Source organism: Stappia stellulata DSM 5886, assembly GCF_000423705.1.
Lineage (GTDB): Bacteria > Pseudomonadota > Alphaproteobacteria > Rhizobiales > Stappiaceae > Stappia > Stappia stellulata.
Map to the genome: position 1 here is coordinate 315,140 of NZ_KE384082.1, position 17,373 is coordinate 332,512.

Genomic DNA, 17,373 nt, shown 5'->3' on the forward strand with positions numbered 1-17,373 from the left:
GCCTGCTCTCAGGTCAGTTTGGCCGGCGACAGCCGCGACACGACCACGCTGTCGGAACGCGAGGCCTGCGGGCGCCGCCGGGTCAGCGCCAGCACGAAGCCCATCGACAAGGCCGTCGCCAGCAGCGACGAGCCGCCGTAGGAAATGAAGGGGAGCGTCATGCCCTTGGCCGGCATCAGGTTCAGGTTCACCGCCATGTTGATGCAGGACTGGATGCCGAAGAGAACCATCAGGCCCGCCGTCGCGAGCCGTCCGAACGGATCGGTGTCGCGCGCGGCATGGCCGAGCCCGCGCAACACGACGAAGGTGAAGACGAGCACGAGGATCAAACAGACCAGAATGCCGAATTCCTCCGCCGCCACGGCGAAAATGAAGTCCGTATGGCTTTCCGGCAGCACCCGCTTGATCGTTCCCTCCCCCGGACCGCGCCCGAACCAGCTCCCCGAAACGAAGGCCTCGATTGCCCGGTCAACGTTGAACGTGTCGCCAGAGCTTGGATCGAGGAACCGGTCGACGCGGCTTTGCACGTGCGGCAGCGTCATGTAGGCGGCGAGGATGCCACCGGCGCCGACCGCGCCGATGGGAACGATCGCCACCCACGGCAACCCGTTGAGAAAGAACAGCGCCGCGAAAACGAGCATCAGCAGCATCGTCTGGCCGAAGTCGGGCTGGGCGACAAGAAGCGCCGACGACATGACGAACAGCAGGATCGAAAACAGCGATCCCGGCACCTCGGGCCGCCGTCCGCCTTCCGACAGAAGAAAGGCCACCAGCACGATCAGCGCGGGTTTCAGGAACTCCGAGGGCTGGATCGAAAAGCCGAGGATCATCACCCAGCGCCGCGCGCCCTTGGCTTCCATGCCGATGAAAAGCGTCGCAACCATCAGGACCAGCGACACCGCAAAGACAACGAGCGCAACCCGGCGCACCATGCGCGGACTAAGCGCGGAAACGCCGAGCATCAGCGCAAGGGCGGGCACCAGGAAGATCGCCTGACGCTTGATGAAATGATAGCTGTCGATGCCGAGGCGTTCGGCGACCGCCGGGCTTGCCGCGAACGACAGCACGACCCCGCCGATCATCAGGATCACGAACCCCGCAAAGAGGTAGCGGTCGACGGTCCACAGCCATTCCGCGAACGGGCTTCTGTCGGCACGGCTTACCATCACACGCTCTCCTGTTCGTTCGCCTGCGGCACGATGCGGCGCACGGCATCGACGAAGGCACGCCCGCGAGCCTCGAAGTCCGGGAAATGGTCGAAGGACGAACAGGCGGGCGAAAGCAAAACGACAGCTTCCCCGGCCTCCGCGCGCGTGTCTGCGGCAGCGTCCCGCGCAGCCGCCTCGACGGCCGCCCCAAGCGTTCCCGAGCGTTCGAACGGGACATGCCCGTCCAGCACGCCCGAAAAGTCCTCCGCCGCCTCACCGATGAGATATGCTTTTGCGATCCGGGGGAAATGCGGCGCAAGCGGCGCAATGCCGCCGGCCTTGGCCCGACCGCCCGCGATCCAGTAGATGCGCTCGAAACTGGTCAGCGCACGCTCCGCCGCATCGGCATTGGTCGCCTTGCTGTCGTTGACGAAAAGCACCACCCCCTGCCGCCCGACCACCTGCATGCGATGGGCAAGCCCCGGGAAACAGGCGAGCCCTGCATGGATCGCCTTGTCGGTGAGCCCGAGCGCCCGGCAGACGGCAACGGCCGCCGCCGCATTCTGCGCGTTATGTGCTCCGCGCAGCGAGGTCACCGGGGCCAGATCGTAGAATTCGCGCTGCGCGCCGTCTTCGGCGACATGGAGCTTGCTCCCCTCGGCATAGACCCCGTGGGTCACCGGATGACGCACGCACAGACGCAGCGTCTCGTGCCCGGCCTGCTCCGCCCGGTCCGCCACGACCGCGCTCAGTCCGTCATCGACCCCCACGACCGCAAGCCGGCTTCCGGCGATCAGCCGTTCCTTCACCGCGGCATAATGTTCGAGCGACCCGTGCCGGTCGAGGTGGTCCGGGGTGATGTTCAGCAACACTCCGATGGAGGGATCGAGGCTCGGCGCGAGATCGATCTGATAGGAGGAGCATTCGACCACATGAACCCGCCCGCGCGCCGGCGGCAGCAGGTCGAGGATCGGCACCCCGATGTTGCCGCCCATCGCCACGTCGTGGCCGGCATGGGCAAGGCAATGGCTGATCAGCGCGGTGGTGGTCGACTTGCCGTTGGTGCCGGTGATCGCGACGAAAGGGGCGTCGGGTGCAAGCCGCTTGCGCTCCCGGCAGAACAACTCGATGTCGCCGATCACCGGAATGCCCTGCTGGCGGGCGAAATTGACGCTCCAGTGCGGTGTCGGATGCGTGAGCGGCACGCCCGGGGCCAGCACCAATGCATCGAATTTCGACCAGTTCGTCGACTTCAGGTCGACGACCGGGATCCCCGACGACGCCGCCGTCTGACGGCGTTCGGGCATGTCGTCGAAGGCGTGCACGCGCGCGCCCCCGGACAGGAGCGCATGCGCCGCCGACAGGCCCGAGGCGCCGAGCCCGAACAGGGCAACGTCGCGATCCGCGAAGGAGGTAGCCGAGATCATGCGCTCACCTCAGCTTCAGCGTTGCAAGCCCGACCAGCGCCAGCACCACGGCGATGATCCAGAAACGGATCACCACCTGGCTTTCGGTCCAGCCGAGATGCTCGAAATGATGGTGGATCGGCGCCATCTTGAAGACGCGCTTGCCGGTGAGCTTGAAGGAGGCGACCTGCACGATTACCGAGACCGCTTCCAGCACGAAAAGGCCGCCGATGATGGCGAGCACCACCTCGTGCTTGGTGGCGACCGCAATGGCACCCAGCATGCCGCCGAGCGCCAGCGAGCCGGTGTCACCCATGAAGATCGCCGCCGGCGGCGCGTTGAACCACAGGAAGCCGAGCCCCGCCCCGATCACCGCGCCGCACAGGACGGCGAGTTCGCCGGCGCCCGGAACGTGGTGGATCTGGAGATACTCCGAAAACACCGCGTTGCCCGTCAGATAGGCGATCAGGCCGAAGGAGGCGGACGCGATCATCACCGGCACGATGGCCAGACCGTCCAGACCGTCGGTCAGATTGACGGCATTGCCCGCCCCGACGACGACGAAGGCCGCGAAGGGAATGAAGAAGATCCCGAGGTTGATCGCGAGATCCTTGAAGAAGGGAAAACCGATGGATGTTCCGTAGACATCGCCCTCGAGCAGCGTAACGCAAAAGGCCGCCGTTCCGGCGATGACGAATTCGAGGCCGAGGCGCATCCGCCCGCTGAATCCCTTGTGCGAGGCCTTCGCGACCTTGAGGAAGTCGTCATAGAAACCGATCAGGCCGAAGCAGACGGTCACGCCGAGAACGATCCACGTGTAGGGGTTGAGAAGATTGGCCCACAGCAGCGTCGCCACGAGCATCCCCGACAGGATCATCAGCCCGCCCATCGTCGGCGTGCCCTTCTTGGTCAGGAGATGACTTTGCGGCCCGTCGGCGCGGATCGGCTGTCCATGCCCCTGGCGCGAACGCAGGGAGTTGATGATCATCGGCCCGAACAGGAAGATGAACAGCAGTGCCGTCATGATCGCGCCGCCGGTTCGGAACGTGATGTAACGAAACACGTTGAGCGCGGAAAACTGATCGGCGAATTCGACGAGAAAATACAGCATCGGGCGTCCTATTCGGCTCCGTCGTCCTCGACGGGAAATTCGCGCTTGAGCGCCTCGACGAGCGGCCCCATCCGGGTGCCGAGCGACCCCTTGATCATGATCACGTCACCGGGGCGCACATCCTCCATAAGCAGCGGGCGCAGGCTCGCCGCTTCTTCGGAATAAGCGCCGCGCAAGTGCTTCGGCAAGAGGGTCCAGAGTTCGTGCATTCGCGCGCCGACGCAATAGACGAGATCCGCGTCGCTTTCCGTGACCGGTCCGAGCAGGTCGGCATGCAGGCGTCCTTCCGCCTCGCCGAGCTCGAGCATGTCGCCGAGCACAGCGATGCGCCGGCCGGGCCGCGAAATCGGCGTCTCCTTCAAAAGGGAGAGCGCCGCCCGCACGGAGGCCGGATTGGCATTGTAGCTTTCATCGATCACCGTCGCCTGCCCCTCCGGCAAGCGCAGGCTCACCTGCGCGCCGCGCCCCTTGGGGGCACGAAAGCCCGCAAGCGCGAGGCCCGCGAGCGCGAGGTCGCCGCCGAGTTCCGACACCGCCGCAAGCACCGCAAGGCTGTTGGTCACCAGATGCAGGCCCGGCGCGCCCACCTTGAAGGTGATCGGCTGGTCGAAAATCTGCCCGGAGATGGAGCTGCAGGCGACCTGCGCGGAGACCTTTTCGGCCTGCGCGTCGGCGGGCCCGTCGCGCCCGAAGGTGGCGATGCGCCTGACGCCGGCGCTCTTGGCCAAAAAGGTCAGCAGGTCGATCTGATCGTTGTCACGGTTGAGCAGCACCAGCCCGCCCGGCTCGAGCCCGAGAAAGATCTCGCCCTTGGCCTGCGCGATCCGCTCGACCGAGCCGAAGAACTCCAGATGCACCGCCGCGACCGTGGTGATGACGGCAACATGCGGACGCACCATCTGCACGAGCGGCGTGATTTCGCCGGCGTGGTTCATCCCGATCTCGAAGACACCGAAGGCGGTGTCCGCCGGCATGCGCGCCAGCGTCAAGGGCACGCCCCAATGATTGTTGAAGGAGGCCACCGGCGCGTGGGTCTTGCCCGACGGGTCCAGCGCCAGCTTCAGCATGTCCTTGGTGCTGGTCTTGCCGACCGAGCCGGTGACCGCGACGATCCGCGCCCGGCTGCGCGCCCGTGACGCCCGCGCCAGATCGCGCAGCCCCTCCAGTGCGTCCTCGACAATCAGATAGCGCCCCGTCTTGGGCAGATCGGGACGGCGGGCCTCGGCCACGATCGCCAGCGCCGCGCCGGCCTCAAGGGCGGCGCCCGCGAAATCGTGACCGTCGAAACGTTCGCCGACAATCGCCAGAAACGCCTCTCCCGGCTCGATCGTGCGACTGTCGATGGAAAGACCGTGGATCCGCGTGTCGGCGTCCACGCCCTCGATGCGTCCGCCCGTGGCCGCGACCATTTCCTCCAGCGTCCACAAGGGGCGCGCGTCGTCGGGCTCGGGAAGCGGCTCGAACGACTGCGACACCGGCTCGGTCGCAGCCATTGCAGCCGCCGCCGCAGCGGCAGGGAGCACCGCATCCGCAATATCAAGCGGCGCGCCGGTCCGGTCTTCCGCGTCGGTCCGGTCTTCCAGGTCGGTCCGGTCTTCCGGGTCGGTCTGATCCTCCGCGTCGGTCTCGGTCGGCTGCGAAAGGGCGTCGACGTTCTCTTCGCGGAGTTCCGTTTCCTCCGCCTCGCCAGGCTCGCCCTCACCGATACCGGTCGCCAAGACATCGGGTTCGTCGACCTCGGTGTCGGTGCGGATGTCGGCCTCGGCTTCCACCTCGCCTGGCTCGCCCGCGTTTTCGTTGTCGTCTTCGCCATCCGCCGCCCGCGTATCGGAAACGCCCGCGTCCTCGCCATCGGCGAACAGGGCATCGTCTACGCTAGCGGCACTGACCGCGTCATCCGCATCGACTTCGCCGTCCGCTTCGCCGACGACGTCGGCGGCGGGCCCGGTATCGTCTTGCGGGACCGCGCCGGCATCGGCGAAGATCCCTTCGTCGGTCTGCCCGGGTTCCGCAGCTGCGGCGGGCACGTTGCCCTCGTTTCGGCCGATGTCGCCGCCGAGTTCATCGAAAAGAGCTGCCGCGAGTTCATCGTCCAGCGACGTGATGTTCGCGTCGAGGCCCTCTGCAGACGTCTCTTCCGCAGCCTTTTCCCCGACCGCAACCTCCCGGTGCTCCCGGGGTGCCTCGCCGGACAGCAGGGTTGCAAAGTCGAGCTCGAAATCTCCCCCCTCGTCCTCGGAGGCGGCGAACAGGTCGCTCTCCGCGATGGCGGCAAGGGCATCGCGCGCGACCGCATGATCGGAAAACGGAAGAACCTCGGTGCCGACGGTCTGCCCCGGCTCGTGTCCCTTGCCGGCGATACACAGCACGTCGCCTGCCTGCAACATGCCGACCGCGGCCTCGATGGCATCCCGCCGATCGCCGATTTCCAGCGCGCCGGGTGCGGCCTCGACGATTGCGGCGCGGATCGCGGCCGGATTCTCGCTGCGCGGATTGTCGTCGGTGACGATCACGACGTCCGCCTGACGCGCAGCGGCCGCCCCCATCAGGGACCGCTTGCCCGCATCGCGGTCGCCGCCGGCGCCGAAGACCACAATCAGCCGGCCCTTTGTAAAGGGACGCAGCGCGGCAAGCGCCGTGTCGAGCGCATCCGGCTTGTGGGCGTAGTCGACGAAGACCAGCGCGCCATCGTCGCTCTCGCCGACAAGTTCCAGCCGTCCCGGCGCACCTTCGAGATTTTCCAGCGCCTCCAGCGCCACATCGGTCTTGACGCCACCGGCAATCGCCAGGCCCGCCGCGATCAGCGCGTTGGAGACCTGGAACCTCCCGGCCAGCGGCAGCCGGATCTCGCGCGGCCCGGCGTCCGTCTCCAGGCTCAGGATCTGGACGAACCCGTCGTGACGAATGTCCCTGAGCGCGATGTCCGACCCGCCGTCGCCGACGGTGAAGAGCGGCAACCCGCGATCGCGCGCCACCGCCATCACCCGGTCGGCATAGGGCGCCTCCGGCTCCAGAACGACAGGGCGACCATCCGGAAGCAGCGTGTCGAACAGGCGCAGCTTGGCAGCGAGATAGTCTTCGACGCCCGCGTGATAATCGAGATGATCGCGCCCGAGATTGGTGAACCCCGCCGCCGCGAAGCGCACGCCGTCGAGCCGGCGCTGGTCGAGACCATGGCTGGAGGCTTCCAGGGCGGCATGGGTAATGCGGTCATGCGCGAGGCGCGCCAGGGTTTCGTGCAACGAGACCGGGTCGGGCGTCGTCAACCCGCCGTAATTCGCACCGGCGCTCGTCACCGTTCCGATGGTGCCGAGGCTTGCCGCCTTGTTGCCGGCGGCGGCAAAGATCTGCCGCGCAAAGACCGCAACCGACGTCTTGCCGCTGGTTCCGGTCACCGCGACAACCGTGTCGGGCTGACCGGCGTGGAACCGCGCGGCCATCAGCGCCAGGGTACGGCGCGGATCGTCGCTGACGATGACGGGAAAGCCGTCGCCAAGGCTTGAAAGGGTTTCAGCCGGCACATCCGCGCCGACAAGCACGGCGCCCGCTCCGGCGGTGCGTGCGTCTTCGATAAACCGGGTTCCGTCGCTCGTCGCGCCCTTCAGGGCAGCGAAGAGGTATCCGTGCGAGACCGTTCGGCTGTCGGCGGACAATCCGGCGATTTCGGTTTCGAACTCGGGTGCGGCGAGCACCTGTTCGCCGGCGAGGTCCTTGAGCAGCATTTTGTGCGCCAATATCTTGTGTGCGTCGTCATCGGGAGAAGACGCGAACCTTTGGTGCGACCCCGGTTCGCGACGGCTCCGGTCAGTAGGCGATTGAAACGGTCTCCGTTTTATCTCCGAATTTGGGCAAAACACCCAATGTGGGGGCAATGCGCCGAATAATCGCGGATGTCGTGGGCGCGGTGTTCAGGCCGGCGGTGGCGCCGACGCCCTCGCGCTCGGATTTGGGTTCGTCGAGCACGACCAGCACGACGTAGCGCGGATCGTCCATCGGAAAGGCGGACAGGAAGGAGTTGCGACGCTTGCCGTTCACATAGCGGCCGTTCTCGATCTTCTCCGCCGTACCGGTCTTGCCGCCGACCACATAACCGGGAACCTCGGCGCGACGGCCGGATCCTTTCAGCACGTTGAGACGGAACAGGTAGCGCATGATCTCGCTCGTCTTGGGATCGATCACCTGTTGGGCGAGCTTTCTCGCCTCCGCCTCGCTGCGCGGCGTGAACGTCGGGGGAATGAGCCGTCCGCCGTTGACAAGTGCGGCGGTTGCCACCGCCGTCTGCATCGGGGTGACGGAAATGCCGTGACCGAAGGAGATTGTCATCGCGGCAAGTTCGTTCCACTTCGGCGGCAGCAGCGGCGTCGCGACCTCCGGAAGCTCCGTCTCCATGCGCGTGGTCAGCCCGATGCGCTCCATGAAAGCCTGCTGCGTATCGACACCCGCGGCCAGCATCATCTTCGCCGTTCCGATGTTGGACGAATAGATGAAGGTCTCCGCGACCGAGAGAATGCGGCGCTTTCCGTAAAAGTCGTTGATCGTGCGGCGGCCGACGCGCAAGGGACGCGTGGCGTCGAAACTGTCGTCCATCGTCACCTTGCCGCTGTCGAGCGCCATGGCGACGGTAAAGCCCTTGAACACGGACCCCATCTCGAACACACCGCCGGTGGCACGGTTGAGGCGGTTCTTCTCCAGTGCCTGCGCCCGGTCGTTGGGATCGAAGTCGGGGAGCGACGACATGCCAACGACTTCGCCTGTGTGCACGTCGAGCACGATGCCGATGCCGGCGATTGCCCGGTAACGCTCCAGCGCTTTCGCCAGTTCGTCGCGCACCACGTGCTGGACCCGAAGATCCACGGAGAGGCTGACGCCCTCCATCGGACGGCGGTCGCTCGCGAACCCGAGTTCCTGGAGATCGCCGAGCCAGGCCTTGTCGACGGCAAGCTCCATCCCGGAGATGCCCTTGTTGTCGACATTGACCGAGCCGACGATGTGGCTTGCGGTCGGGCCGCCCGGATAAAAGCGGCTGTTTTCCTCCAGGAAACCGATGCCCGGAATGCCGAGATCGTGGAGCCTTGTGCGCTGGCGCGGTGTCAGTTCGCGCTTCAACCAGATGAAGCCGGCATTGCTGGCGAGCCGCCGGCGCACGGCGTCGGTTCCAAGGTCAGGCAGAACGCTGGCGATGCCTTCCAGTGCCTCGTCGACATCGATGATCTTGCGCGGCTCCGCATAGAGCGAGGCGGTCTTGATGTCGGTCGCTAGGATCTGGCCGTTGCGGTCGAGGAGATCCGGACGCGAGGCGGCAACACTGTCCTGGGCCGAGATGTAGGAGGCGGTCTCCGCCTCCTCGCTCATCCCGAGCATGATCAGCCGGCCGCCGATGGCGAGATAGACCAGCGCGAAAACGCCCATGGCCATATAGACGCGCGAACGCACGGCCCGCGTGGAGGGGCCGCGCGGCACATGCCGCTCGCCGACCGTACGGCGCTGGAGAAAGGAGACGGGCTGATCGTTCTTCGTCATCTCGGCTCCCCTATCTCACCACCGGCTGCGCGCCGGCATAGCCGCCGAGCGACGACGGACCGCCGATCGGCTCGAGCTGCATCGGCTTGATCGGCACATCCTCGATGCGGGTGATCTGCTCGACCTCCAGCGGTTGAAGGTTAAGGTGGTCGTTGTAGCGTTCGACCAGTCGCTGCAGGCGGCCCGGATCGTTCAGCAGGCTCCATTCGGCACGCAGAAGCTTGAGCTGCTCGCGCTCCTCGTCGATGCGCTGCTGCAGATTGGCGACGCGCTCCGCCGCCCGCTCCGCATCGTGCTTCATGTCGTAGACGGTGGCCGCCGCGGCCAGCACGCCGATCACCAGAAAAACGTTCAAGTAGCGTGTCATCGCTCTACCCTTCCGCCTGCTCGAGGGAGGCAAGGCGCGGAACGCCGAGATTGTCCGGCATGTCGGTTCGTGCCGGCGCGTCGGTGCGCAAGCCCGCCCGCAAACGTGCCGAGCGCGCGCGCGGATTGTCGCGGACCTCGGTCTCGCCCGCCTCGCGCGCGCCCTTGAAGGCGAGCTCGAAGGTCGGCGGCGGCACGTCGGTTTCCGGCAGATGGCGCGATCCGCCGGCACGTGTCCTTGTGCGATCGGCCAGGAAGCGCTTGACGATCCGGTCCTCCAGGCTGTGGAAGGTCACGACGACCAGACGCCCGCCCGGAGCCAGGATCCGCTCGGCAGCCGCCAACGCATCGACGATCTGCTCCAGCTCGCGGTTCACATACATGCGCAGCGCCTGGAAGGTGCGCGTCGCCGGGTGGATCTGCTTGCCCTTGAACGAGCGGCCGACGACTTTCTCGACGACCGCCGCCAGATCGGACGTACGCGCAAACGGCGCCTGCGCGCGACGGTCGCAGATGGCCCGCGACACCGCGGACGCGCGCTTTTCCTCGCCCAGAATGCCGATCACCCGGGTCAGGTCGCGCTGCGGCATCAAGTTGGCGACATCCGCAGCGGACAGCCCTTTTCGTTCCATGCGCATGTCGAGCGGACCGTCGTTGCGAAACGAAAACCCGCGCTCCGCCTGATCGAGCTGCATCGAGGAGACGCCAAGATCGAGCACCACCCCTTCCACGGCCGACAGGCCAAGGGCGCGCACATGCGCGTCAAGGTCGGAGAACCGCCCCTCGACCAGATCGAGACGGCCAGCCGACTGCGCGACGAGCGGCGCGCCGCCGGCAATCGCGTCGGGATCGCGGTCGATGGCGACAACCCTCGCACCGGTTTCCAGGATCGCGCGGGAATAGCCGCCGGCGCCGAAGGTGCCATCGACAATTGTGTCGCCGGGTCTTGCGGCGAGCGCGTCGAGCACTTCCGCCAGAAGCACCGGCACATGGGGCCGTTTCGGTGACGCTTCGGAACTGTCGGGTCGGGTCGCTGCGGCCATCATGCAGCCCCCGCCGCTTTTGCCGATTGCTGGGCCAGCACGTCCATGGCGCGCTTCATCGCGTCCGCGCGATGCGCCCGGAACCGCTCCGGCTCCCAGATCTGAAACTTGTACCCCTGCCCGACGAAGGTGACCTGAGTGTCGAGACAGGCATGGTGGCGCTGCTCCTCGCTGAGCATCACCCGACCGTCGCCATCGATCTTCAGGGTTTCGCTGGCGCCGTAGAAGGCCGTCGACAGGGCATCGTGATCCTCCGTCAGTGTGGCGACGCCAAGCAGACGCTTCTCGATCTGGGCAACGAGTTGATTTCCACCGGCATCGATTGCCGGATGATGCGGAGAGGGAAAGCAGTAGAGACCTTCGAAACCGTCGCGCACAAGCGCCTGACGAAAAGGCGCAGGAACGGAAACGCGCCCCTTGGCGTCGAGCCGATTTGTGTAATGCGACACGAAGCCGGCCATTCGATCTCTCGCCCCACGGCCGGACAGCTACTGCCCGGCTCCAGCCAAACCCCCACTCACCGGACAAACGGATAACGCGCACCGCAGCGACCCCCGCTGCGGTCGGAACTCTTCCCTGATCCGTTGTTTGCCTTTGACCCGCCGCCTCACGTCGAAACGGGATGATTTGGGATAGCATGGGACCTCATGGGCGTCAATGGAATCCGATGGTTTGACTCCCCTCCCCAAGGCGTATGGTGCGCCGTAAAACAGTTATCCACGGTTAAGCTTAAGAATGAGTTGCGAAAAACAAAATGGCACGTGCGGCGCACAAATCCGCGATTCCGGACGCAAAATCCCAATGCTGCGGCGCACATCGCTCCACAGCTTCGCCACCGATGGTAAACGGACCGTTACCGGTTCCGCGCCGCCGACGCGCTGAAGCCCCCATCGGGCATGGATCGGCATGGGATGGTCTGGAGCGGGACGGCATGGGCGAGACGGCGGGACGCGCGCCGAAAAATGCTGGAAGCGGGGAAAATGTCAGTCGGCCTCTAAGCCGGGTTCTGTATGGCGCGGCGCAAGCGCCGCACGCGACGACCATTCATCTGGGACGTTCGTTGCCGAACGCCTCACGCAACCTACCCGGGCGACTGGCCTGGAAACGGGCCGGAACCGCGAGGTTCCGCGTCGCCCCTATTCGGTTTTGCTCCCGGTGGGGTTTACCGTGCCGCTTCCGTTACCGGTCGCGCGGTGGGCTCTTACCCCACCCTTTCACCCTTACCGGGGCCTGAGCCCCGGCGGTTTGCTTTCTGTGGCACTTTCCCTGGGGTTGCCCCCGCCGGGCGTTACCCGGCACCGTTTTTCCGTGGAGCCCGGACTTTCCTCCCCCGCGACGTTTCCGTGCTTGCGGGAGCGGCCGTCCAGCCGACTGACCCGCGACACCTAAGCGTCGCCCGCGCCGCGGTCAAGCAACCCTTTCGTCCGACGGATCATTTCAACCGGACCGCTGCGCGTCGAGCGCCGCCGCCACCGCCGCGACGCAAGCGGCGGCATCGGCTTGCGTCGCCGATGCAAAGCCGATCACAAGGCCGCGCGCGTCTGCTTCCAGCGCATAGGCGGACAGGGCGGCCACACCGAACCCGCGCGCGTTCACCGCGTCCGCGAGGCGCCGGTCGTCGACGCCCCCAGCAAACCGGGCCGCCAGCTGGACGCCACCGACCGGATCCGCCACCTGAACCCGGTTGCCGAGCGCGGCCCGCAAGGCGCCGGCCAGAAAGCGACCCCGCGTGCGGTAGAGCGTCCTGATCCGCTTCAGATGGGCGCGGAAGAGCCCTCCGTCGATGAAATCGGCGAGCGCCGCCTGCGGGATCGCCCCGGCATAAAGGCCGGCGGCACGCTGCGCGGCGGCGAGCGGCGCGACCAGATGCGGCGGCACCACCATATAGGCGAGCCGCAGGCCCGGGATCATGCTCTTGGCAAAGGTGCCGAGATAGATCGCCTCCGTCCCTTCGGCGAGCCCCTGCAAGGCGGCGACAGGACGGCCTTCGAACAGGAACTCGCTGTCGTAATCGTCCTCAAGCACGACCGCTCCGCTGCGCCTGGCCGTTTCCAGCAGCGCGAGCCGGCGCGGCAAGGGCATGCGCGCGCCCATCGGATACTGATGCGACGGCGTCACGTAGATCAGGCGCGGCGGCATCGCCGGATCGGCCATCGCCGACACATCCGCGCCGTGTTCGTCGACCGGCATCGCCGCGATGCGCAATCCGGCGGTGGTAAAGGCCGCCCTGGCGCCGAGATAGCCGGGATCCTCCAGCCACACCGTGTCTCCGGGGTCGGCGAGACAGGTGGCAAGCAACGACAGGCCGGCCTGCGTCGAAGGCGTGATCAGGATGGTGTCGGAACGGGCCCGCACCCCGCGCTCCGCCGCAAGGTAGCGCGCCAGAACCTCTTTCAGGACAGTGAGCCCGGAAGGTTGATCGTAAAACAGGCCGGCGGAGGGGATCGTGCGCGCGGCCCGGCGCAGGCAGCGTCCCCAGGCATCGCGCGGAAAGCAATCGAGCGCCGGTGTGCCGGGTTCGAGCCGGCCGCCGGTGATCCTGCCGGTCGCCGCCCAGGGATTGGCTGCCGCACGTTGCCCGCGCTGCGACAGCGCGGATCTTTCCGGCGGCGGCCCGTCCCGCGCCTCTGTTGGCATCCGGGGAAGCGTCTCGGCGATGCGCGGGGCCGCCCCCGGGCGCACCGTCACGACCCCTTCGGCGACGAGCAGCTCATAGGCCGCCGTCACCGTGTTGCGCGACACCTCCAGCGCGCCCGCAAGCCTGCGGCTGGAGGGCAGCTTGCCGCCTGCCGGCAAACGCCCGTCGCCAATTGCCGAACGCAAGCCCCGATAGATCTGCTCCGACAGCGGAACAGCGCTGTCACGCGACAGGGAAAGACCGGCGGTCTCCATAACTGGAACTTTCAAAAAATGAAAAGCGGCACTTTTCAGGAGCCACTTGCATGGCACATTCCGCCTGTCGAGGAAAAGGCCCAAGGCACACGAAATCAGGGACAGCATCATGAACGAGACCGCGACACCCACCGCATCCGAACCCCGGCCCCCGTCCCATGCAAGGATCAGGGCACGCAAACGCGCGGTGTCGGAAAGCGCCGAAGCCTGGGCCGTGCTGGACCGGGCGGCTCTCTCGCACGTCGGCTTCATCGACGCCGGACGTCCAATGGTGATCCCGATGATCCATGCGCGGATCGGCGAGACGATCTACCTCCATGGTGCCAGGGCGACCCGGATCGTCAAGCAGCTTGGCGGCGGCGTTCCGGTCTGCCTGACGGCGACCCTGCTCGACGGACTGGTTCTGGCGCGGTCGGCCTTCCACCATTCCATGAACTATCGCTGTGTCATGGCGCATGGCGCCGCCCGGCAGGTGGCCGACCCGGCGGAAAAGCATCAAGCACTCGTTGCGTTGACCGATCACCTCTTGCCCGGGCGCTGGGACGAAGTTCGCCCGATGAGCGCCAAGGAAGAACGCGCCACCGGCGTAATCGCGCTCGATGTCGACCACATCACGATGAAGCGGCGGGACGGTCCGCCGGTCGATGACGCGGAGGATTACGCATTGCCGATCTGGGCCGGGGTGATCGATGTTGCCAGACGGGCTATGGCGGTGCACCCCGATCCGGCCCTCGCGACATCCGTGCCGCGCCCCGCCTCCCTCGACGCTTTCATAAACGCCCGCAACGCTCCGACAAGACCGGATGGAGAAAACGACTGATGTATGCAAGCGGGGCGAGCCGTGTCACGGACCGCGCCATGCTGATCGAGGCAATGCGCGAGGTCCGGCTTGCCGCCGTGTTCACCGGCGAAGGTGGCCTCGCCTGCACCCAGGTGCCGATGGTGGTCGACGAACAGGCCGATGGCGCGGTTCGACTGCGCGGTCACGTCGCCCGCGCCAATCCGCATTGGCGCGTGATCGGAAACGGAATTCCGGCGCTGGTGCTGTTTCAGGGGCCGCATGCCTATGTCTCGCCCGGCTGGTACGAGACCAAGCGCGAAACCGGCAAGGCGGTTCCCACCTGGGCCTATATCGCCGTCGAGGCGCGCGGGCAGCTTTCCACCATCGACGACCCGGCGGCGCTCACCGCCATGCTCGATGCCCTCACCGACCAGAACGAGGCCGATCAGGCCGAGCCCTGGGCGATGACCGACCCGCCGGCCGACTATATCGAGCGGATGCTGCGCGGGATCGTCGGCATCGAGATGCGTGTCGAGGCGCTCGACGGGGTCTGGAAACTCAACCAGGCCAAAAGCGCCGCCGACAGGGCCGGCACGGTGCGCGGGCTTTCGGGAGCATCGCGGGAAGCGGCGCGCGCACTGGCGCGGCTCATCCCGACGGACCCGCCCGGAACCTGAGTGTCCTAGCTGTCGAGCAGGCGCTTGACCTTGGAGCAATAGCGGCGGCTGACCGGGTTCATGCGCTTAGCGTAGTGGCCGGCGTTGTAGCGCAGGATCGTGCCGCACAGGTCGCCGCCGGCGCGCTTGTGGGCGCCCGCCAGATAGCTCATGCCGTATTTGATGTTGGTCTTGGGATCGTAGAGCGCGCGCGCACCGCCGCGAAAGCCTTCGCCGCGTGCCGTCTGGGGCTTGATCTGCATCAGCCCGATTTCACCGGCGCGGCCGCGCGCCTTGGGATTGTAATTGCTTTCGACCCGCACGATGGCGTGAGCGAGATCGGCGGAAATTCCGTGCTTTTTTGCCTCGGCACGGATCATCGCATCGTACTTCTGCGCCTTCGCGCCGGCCTCCAGAATCGCCGGATTGACCGTCGTCGTGGACACCGCCGAAGATTGGCAGGCGCCGGCGGCCAGCCCCAGAAAAAGCGCTGCGATGAGTTTCGTGCGGTTTGCAATCGTCATGTACTCGACCTTCAAGACCATTCGTCGTCGTTGTGAGGGCGGGGGTATGACGCTGGGGTAAGTCCAAAATCCGGCGCTAAAAATCACGAAATGTTACGTAGAAATTGGCGAAATTGCGCAGGAAACTGGTGATTTTGGACTCTATGGCGAGATCTTGGCACGAATTGCACGAGAACGCGGCGAGGGGTTGTCCCCTCTTTGATCCCTCTCTCGACTAGGCTGACGCGGGCCTGTTTTGCAACAATCGGTGAAGGCTCGTGATCGTCGACATGTCCGCGATGCCGTCGACCCGCTCAGGGCGGAAATGACGCTGGAACGCGGTGACCGCCAGACGCGTTGCCGTATCGTAGACGCCGTCGATTGCGACCTCATAGCCAAAGAGCGCCAGCATCGACTGCAACGCCTCGACCGGCTGACCGCTGTCGCCCTGCTGGAAAAAACGCCCCCCGGAGATCGGCTCGGGCTCCAGCCACTGGCCCACGCCGGCACGCGCGAGCGCATCCCAGGGAAACAGCTCGCCCGGATCTTCCTTGCGCGCCGGTGCGACGTCGGAATGCGCCAGCACCCGCTCGGCAGGGATGTCGTGCCGCCGGCAGATATCGAGGCAAAGCGCGGCGACCACCTCGACCTGGTCGCCCGGGAACGGCCGATAGCCGTTTTCATGGCCCGGATTGACGATCTCGACGCCGATGGAGCGGTCGTTGAGATTGCGGGCGCCCTGCCAGAAGGAGACGCCCGCATGCCAGGCGCGGCGTGCCTCCGGCACGAGTTGGTGCAGCGCGCCGTCTTCTTCGACGACGTAATGCGCCGAGACCTCGGCGCGCGGGTCGCACAGCCGCCGGATCGCCGCCTCCGCGCCGGTCATGCCGGTGTAGTGCAGGATCAGCGTGTCGATCCGGCATCCGTCCGGGCGCGCGGCGTGGTTCGGCGAGGGGCGCAGGCGCGCCGGCAGGGAGGTGTCCGTCTTCTGGCTCATGCGGGATCCGTTCGGGGTAAAGCGATGGCGCGGCGATACCGCCGCGCCCGCGCGCTGTCCAGCGCTTCGTTGGAAATCACATCCCGCGTTCGGCTTCGATCTTGGCATAGGCGCCGTTCAGCGCCGCCAGACGGTCGCTGGCGATGCGCACGAACTCCTCCGGCACGCCACGTGCCACCAGCCGGTCGGGATGGGTCTCGGTGACGAGCTTGCGGTAATGGCGCTTGATCTCGGCATCCGAGGCCTCCGGGCCGATGCCGAGCATGACATAGGGGTCGGCGCCGTCGCGGGTGTGCCGCGCCACGATCTGGTCGAAAGCGCGCGCGTCCAGCCCGAAGATCTCCGCGACCCGGCGCAGATAGGCCACCTCGTGCTCATGCACCACGCCATCGGCCTTGGCGATGTGAAACAGCACGTCGAGAATGTCGATGCGGATGTCGGATTCTTCGGGAAAGAGCGCGGCCAGCCGCTCCGCATAGGTTTCGAACCCGGCGACATCCTGCTTGGCCAGATTGAACAGCCGCGCGACATTGCGTTCTTCGCCCTCCGGGATGTCGAAGACGTCGAGAAAGGCGATTTCCTCTTCGCCGGTGACGACGCCATCCGCCTTTGCCATCTTGGCCGAGAGCGCGATCATCGCCACGGTAAAGGCGACCGAGCGGTCCTCGCGTCCGTCGCCCGCCGTGACGATGAACTGGACGATGCGGTCGACCACGTGAATGCCGCCGGCGCCGATCTGCGCGGCAATCATGCTGATGCGGGACCAGATGCTCACGGTGGCCGGCCCCTATCCGCTCTGATGCGAGACGCAGCGAAGCCGGCAGCCGGCACGCGCCGCTGCGGTGCGCGCCCCGCCTTCCGGCTCACCCCCGACCGGATTGTCACGTCGCTTCATGATGATTGCCCCGACTCGCGAATTGGCGTTCCCCTGCCTGATAGCACAGCTTCAC

14 protein-coding genes and 1 other RNA gene are annotated in these 17,373 nt (G+C 66.4%); 2 read left to right on the forward strand and 13 right to left on the reverse strand.

Annotation, left to right across the window (positions count from 1 at the left end; all coding sequences use genetic code 11):
- Positions 1 to 8: 8 nt before the first annotated feature.
- From G572_RS0113780 to pdxR, 10 genes are all read right to left on the reverse strand, one after another.
- A complete protein-coding gene (locus G572_RS0113780) occupies positions 9 to 1,166 on the reverse strand; it encodes an FtsW/RodA/SpoVE family cell cycle protein (RefSeq protein ID WP_029058978.1) in 1,158 nt (385 codons plus the stop codon).
- On the reverse strand, positions 1,166 to 2,575 hold the full coding sequence (gene murD / locus G572_RS23890) for a UDP-N-acetylmuramoyl-L-alanine--D-glutamate ligase (protein ID WP_037546875.1): 1,410 nt from the start codon (positions 2,573 to 2,575) through the stop codon (positions 1,166 to 1,168). The genes G572_RS0113780 and murD overlap by 1 nt, the downstream gene beginning before the upstream one ends.
- Before the next feature lie 4 nt (positions 2,576 to 2,579).
- Positions 2,580 to 3,665: a phospho-N-acetylmuramoyl-pentapeptide-transferase gene (gene mraY, locus G572_RS0113790; protein ID WP_029058979.1), complete on the reverse strand. Its 1,086-nt coding sequence runs from the start codon at positions 3,663 to 3,665 to the stop codon at positions 2,580 to 2,582.
- An 8-nt stretch (positions 3,666 to 3,673) separates the two neighbouring features.
- The gene (locus tag G572_RS26780) at positions 3,674 to 7,387 is read right to left on the reverse strand and encodes a UDP-N-acetylmuramoylalanyl-D-glutamyl-2,6-diaminopimelate--D-alanyl-D-alanine ligase (protein ID WP_037546877.1); all 3,714 of its coding nucleotides are present in this window, start codon (positions 7,385 to 7,387) and stop codon (positions 3,674 to 3,676) included.
- 82 nt (positions 7,388 to 7,469) lie between these two features.
- On the reverse strand, positions 7,470 to 9,185 hold the full coding sequence (locus tag G572_RS0113805) for a peptidoglycan D,D-transpeptidase FtsI family protein (RefSeq protein WP_029058980.1): 1,716 nt from the start codon (positions 9,183 to 9,185) through the stop codon (positions 7,470 to 7,472).
- 10 nt (positions 9,186 to 9,195) lie between these two features.
- Positions 9,196 to 9,552 (reverse strand): cell division protein FtsL, encoded by a 357-nt coding sequence (gene ftsL, locus G572_RS0113810; protein ID WP_029058981.1) that lies wholly within the window; start codon positions 9,550 to 9,552, stop codon positions 9,196 to 9,198.
- Positions 9,553 to 9,556: 4 nt separating this feature from the next.
- The gene (gene rsmH / locus G572_RS0113815) at positions 9,557 to 10,597 is read right to left on the reverse strand and encodes a 16S rRNA (cytosine(1402)-N(4))-methyltransferase RsmH (protein WP_029058982.1); all 1,041 of its coding nucleotides are present in this window, start codon (positions 10,595 to 10,597) and stop codon (positions 9,557 to 9,559) included.
- The gene (locus G572_RS0113820) at positions 10,594 to 11,055 is read right to left on the reverse strand and encodes a division/cell wall cluster transcriptional repressor MraZ (protein WP_029058983.1); all 462 of its coding nucleotides are present in this window, start codon (positions 11,053 to 11,055) and stop codon (positions 10,594 to 10,596) included. The genes rsmH and G572_RS0113820 overlap by 4 nt, the downstream gene beginning before the upstream one ends.
- 518 nt (positions 11,056 to 11,573) lie before the next feature.
- Positions 11,574 to 11,969: RNase P RNA component class A (gene rnpB, locus G572_RS25615), an RNA gene on the reverse strand.
- 62 nt (positions 11,970 to 12,031) lie between these two features.
- Positions 12,032 to 13,486, reverse strand: coding sequence for a MocR-like pyridoxine biosynthesis transcription factor PdxR (pdxR, locus tag G572_RS23900; protein ID WP_029058984.1), 1,455 nt, complete (start codon positions 13,484 to 13,486; stop codon positions 12,032 to 12,034).
- 109 nt (positions 13,487 to 13,595) lie between these two features.
- On the opposite strand from pdxR, the gene G572_RS23905 reads away from it, so the two are divergent.
- Complete coding sequence (locus G572_RS23905; protein ID WP_084650138.1) at positions 13,596 to 14,306, forward strand: pyridoxamine 5'-phosphate oxidase family protein; 711 nt, start codon at positions 13,596 to 13,598, stop codon at positions 14,304 to 14,306.
- Positions 14,306 to 14,944, forward strand: coding sequence for an FMN-binding negative transcriptional regulator (locus tag G572_RS0113835; RefSeq protein ID WP_029058985.1), 639 nt, complete (start codon positions 14,306 to 14,308; stop codon positions 14,942 to 14,944). The genes G572_RS23905 and G572_RS0113835 overlap by 1 nt, the downstream gene beginning before the upstream one ends.
- Before the next feature lie 5 nt (positions 14,945 to 14,949).
- Here G572_RS0113835 and G572_RS23910 read toward each other — a convergent pair whose 3' ends face one another.
- The 3 genes from G572_RS23910 to G572_RS0113850 all read right to left on the reverse strand — a co-directional run bounded on the left by G572_RS23910 (position 14,950) and on the right by G572_RS0113850 (position 17,198).
- Positions 14,950 to 15,447, reverse strand: coding sequence for a lytic transglycosylase domain-containing protein (locus G572_RS23910; RefSeq protein ID WP_084650266.1), 498 nt, complete (start codon positions 15,445 to 15,447; stop codon positions 14,950 to 14,952).
- Between the two features lie 214 nt (positions 15,448 to 15,661).
- The gene (locus G572_RS0113845; protein ID WP_029058986.1) at positions 15,662 to 16,423 is read right to left on the reverse strand and encodes an N-acetylmuramoyl-L-alanine amidase; all 762 of its coding nucleotides are present in this window, start codon (positions 16,421 to 16,423) and stop codon (positions 15,662 to 15,664) included.
- Between the two features lie 76 nt (positions 16,424 to 16,499).
- Positions 16,500 to 17,198 carry a J domain-containing protein gene (locus G572_RS0113850; protein WP_029058987.1) on the reverse strand — a complete coding sequence of 233 codons (699 nt, stop codon included), beginning with the start codon at positions 17,196 to 17,198 and terminating at the stop codon, positions 16,500 to 16,502.
- Positions 17,199 to 17,373 lie beyond the last annotated feature (175 nt).

Excerpts from the sequence above, each read along its gene's own strand:
- G572_RS0113780 (WP_029058978.1), bottom strand. The coding sequence starts at position 1,166 with ATGGTAAGCCGTGCCGACAGAAGCCCGTTCGCGGAATGGCTGTGGACC.
- murD (WP_037546875.1), bottom strand. The coding sequence starts at position 2,575 with ATGATCTCGGCTACCTCCTTCGCGGATCGCGACGTTGCCCTGTTCGGG.
- mraY (WP_029058979.1), bottom strand. The coding sequence starts at position 3,665 with ATGCTGTATTTTCTCGTCGAATTCGCCGATCAGTTTTCCGCGCTCAAC.
- G572_RS26780 (WP_037546877.1), bottom strand. The coding sequence starts at position 7,387 with ATGCTGCTCAAGGACCTCGCCGGCGAACAGGTGCTCGCCGCACCCGAG.
- G572_RS0113805 (WP_029058980.1), bottom strand. The coding sequence starts at position 9,185 with ATGACGAAGAACGATCAGCCCGTCTCCTTTCTCCAGCGCCGTACGGTC.
- ftsL (WP_029058981.1), bottom strand. The coding sequence starts at position 9,552 with ATGACACGCTACTTGAACGTTTTTCTGGTGATCGGCGTGCTGGCCGCG.
- rsmH (WP_029058982.1), bottom strand. The coding sequence starts at position 10,597 with ATGATGGCCGCAGCGACCCGACCCGACAGTTCCGAAGCGTCACCGAAA.
- G572_RS0113820 (WP_029058983.1), bottom strand. The coding sequence starts at position 11,055 with ATGGCCGGCTTCGTGTCGCATTACACAAATCGGCTCGACGCCAAGGGG.
- pdxR (WP_029058984.1), bottom strand. The coding sequence starts at position 13,486 with ATGGAGACCGCCGGTCTTTCCCTGTCGCGTGACAGCGCTGTTCCGCTG.
- G572_RS23905 (WP_084650138.1), top strand. The coding sequence starts at position 13,596 with ATGAACGAGACCGCGACACCCACCGCATCCGAACCCCGGCCCCCGTCC.
- G572_RS0113835 (WP_029058985.1), top strand. The coding sequence starts at position 14,306 with ATGTATGCAAGCGGGGCGAGCCGTGTCACGGACCGCGCCATGCTGATC.
- G572_RS23910 (WP_084650266.1), bottom strand. The coding sequence starts at position 15,447 with ATGACGATTGCAAACCGCACGAAACTCATCGCAGCGCTTTTTCTGGGG.
- G572_RS0113845 (WP_029058986.1), bottom strand. The coding sequence starts at position 16,423 with ATGAGCCAGAAGACGGACACCTCCCTGCCGGCGCGCCTGCGCCCCTCG.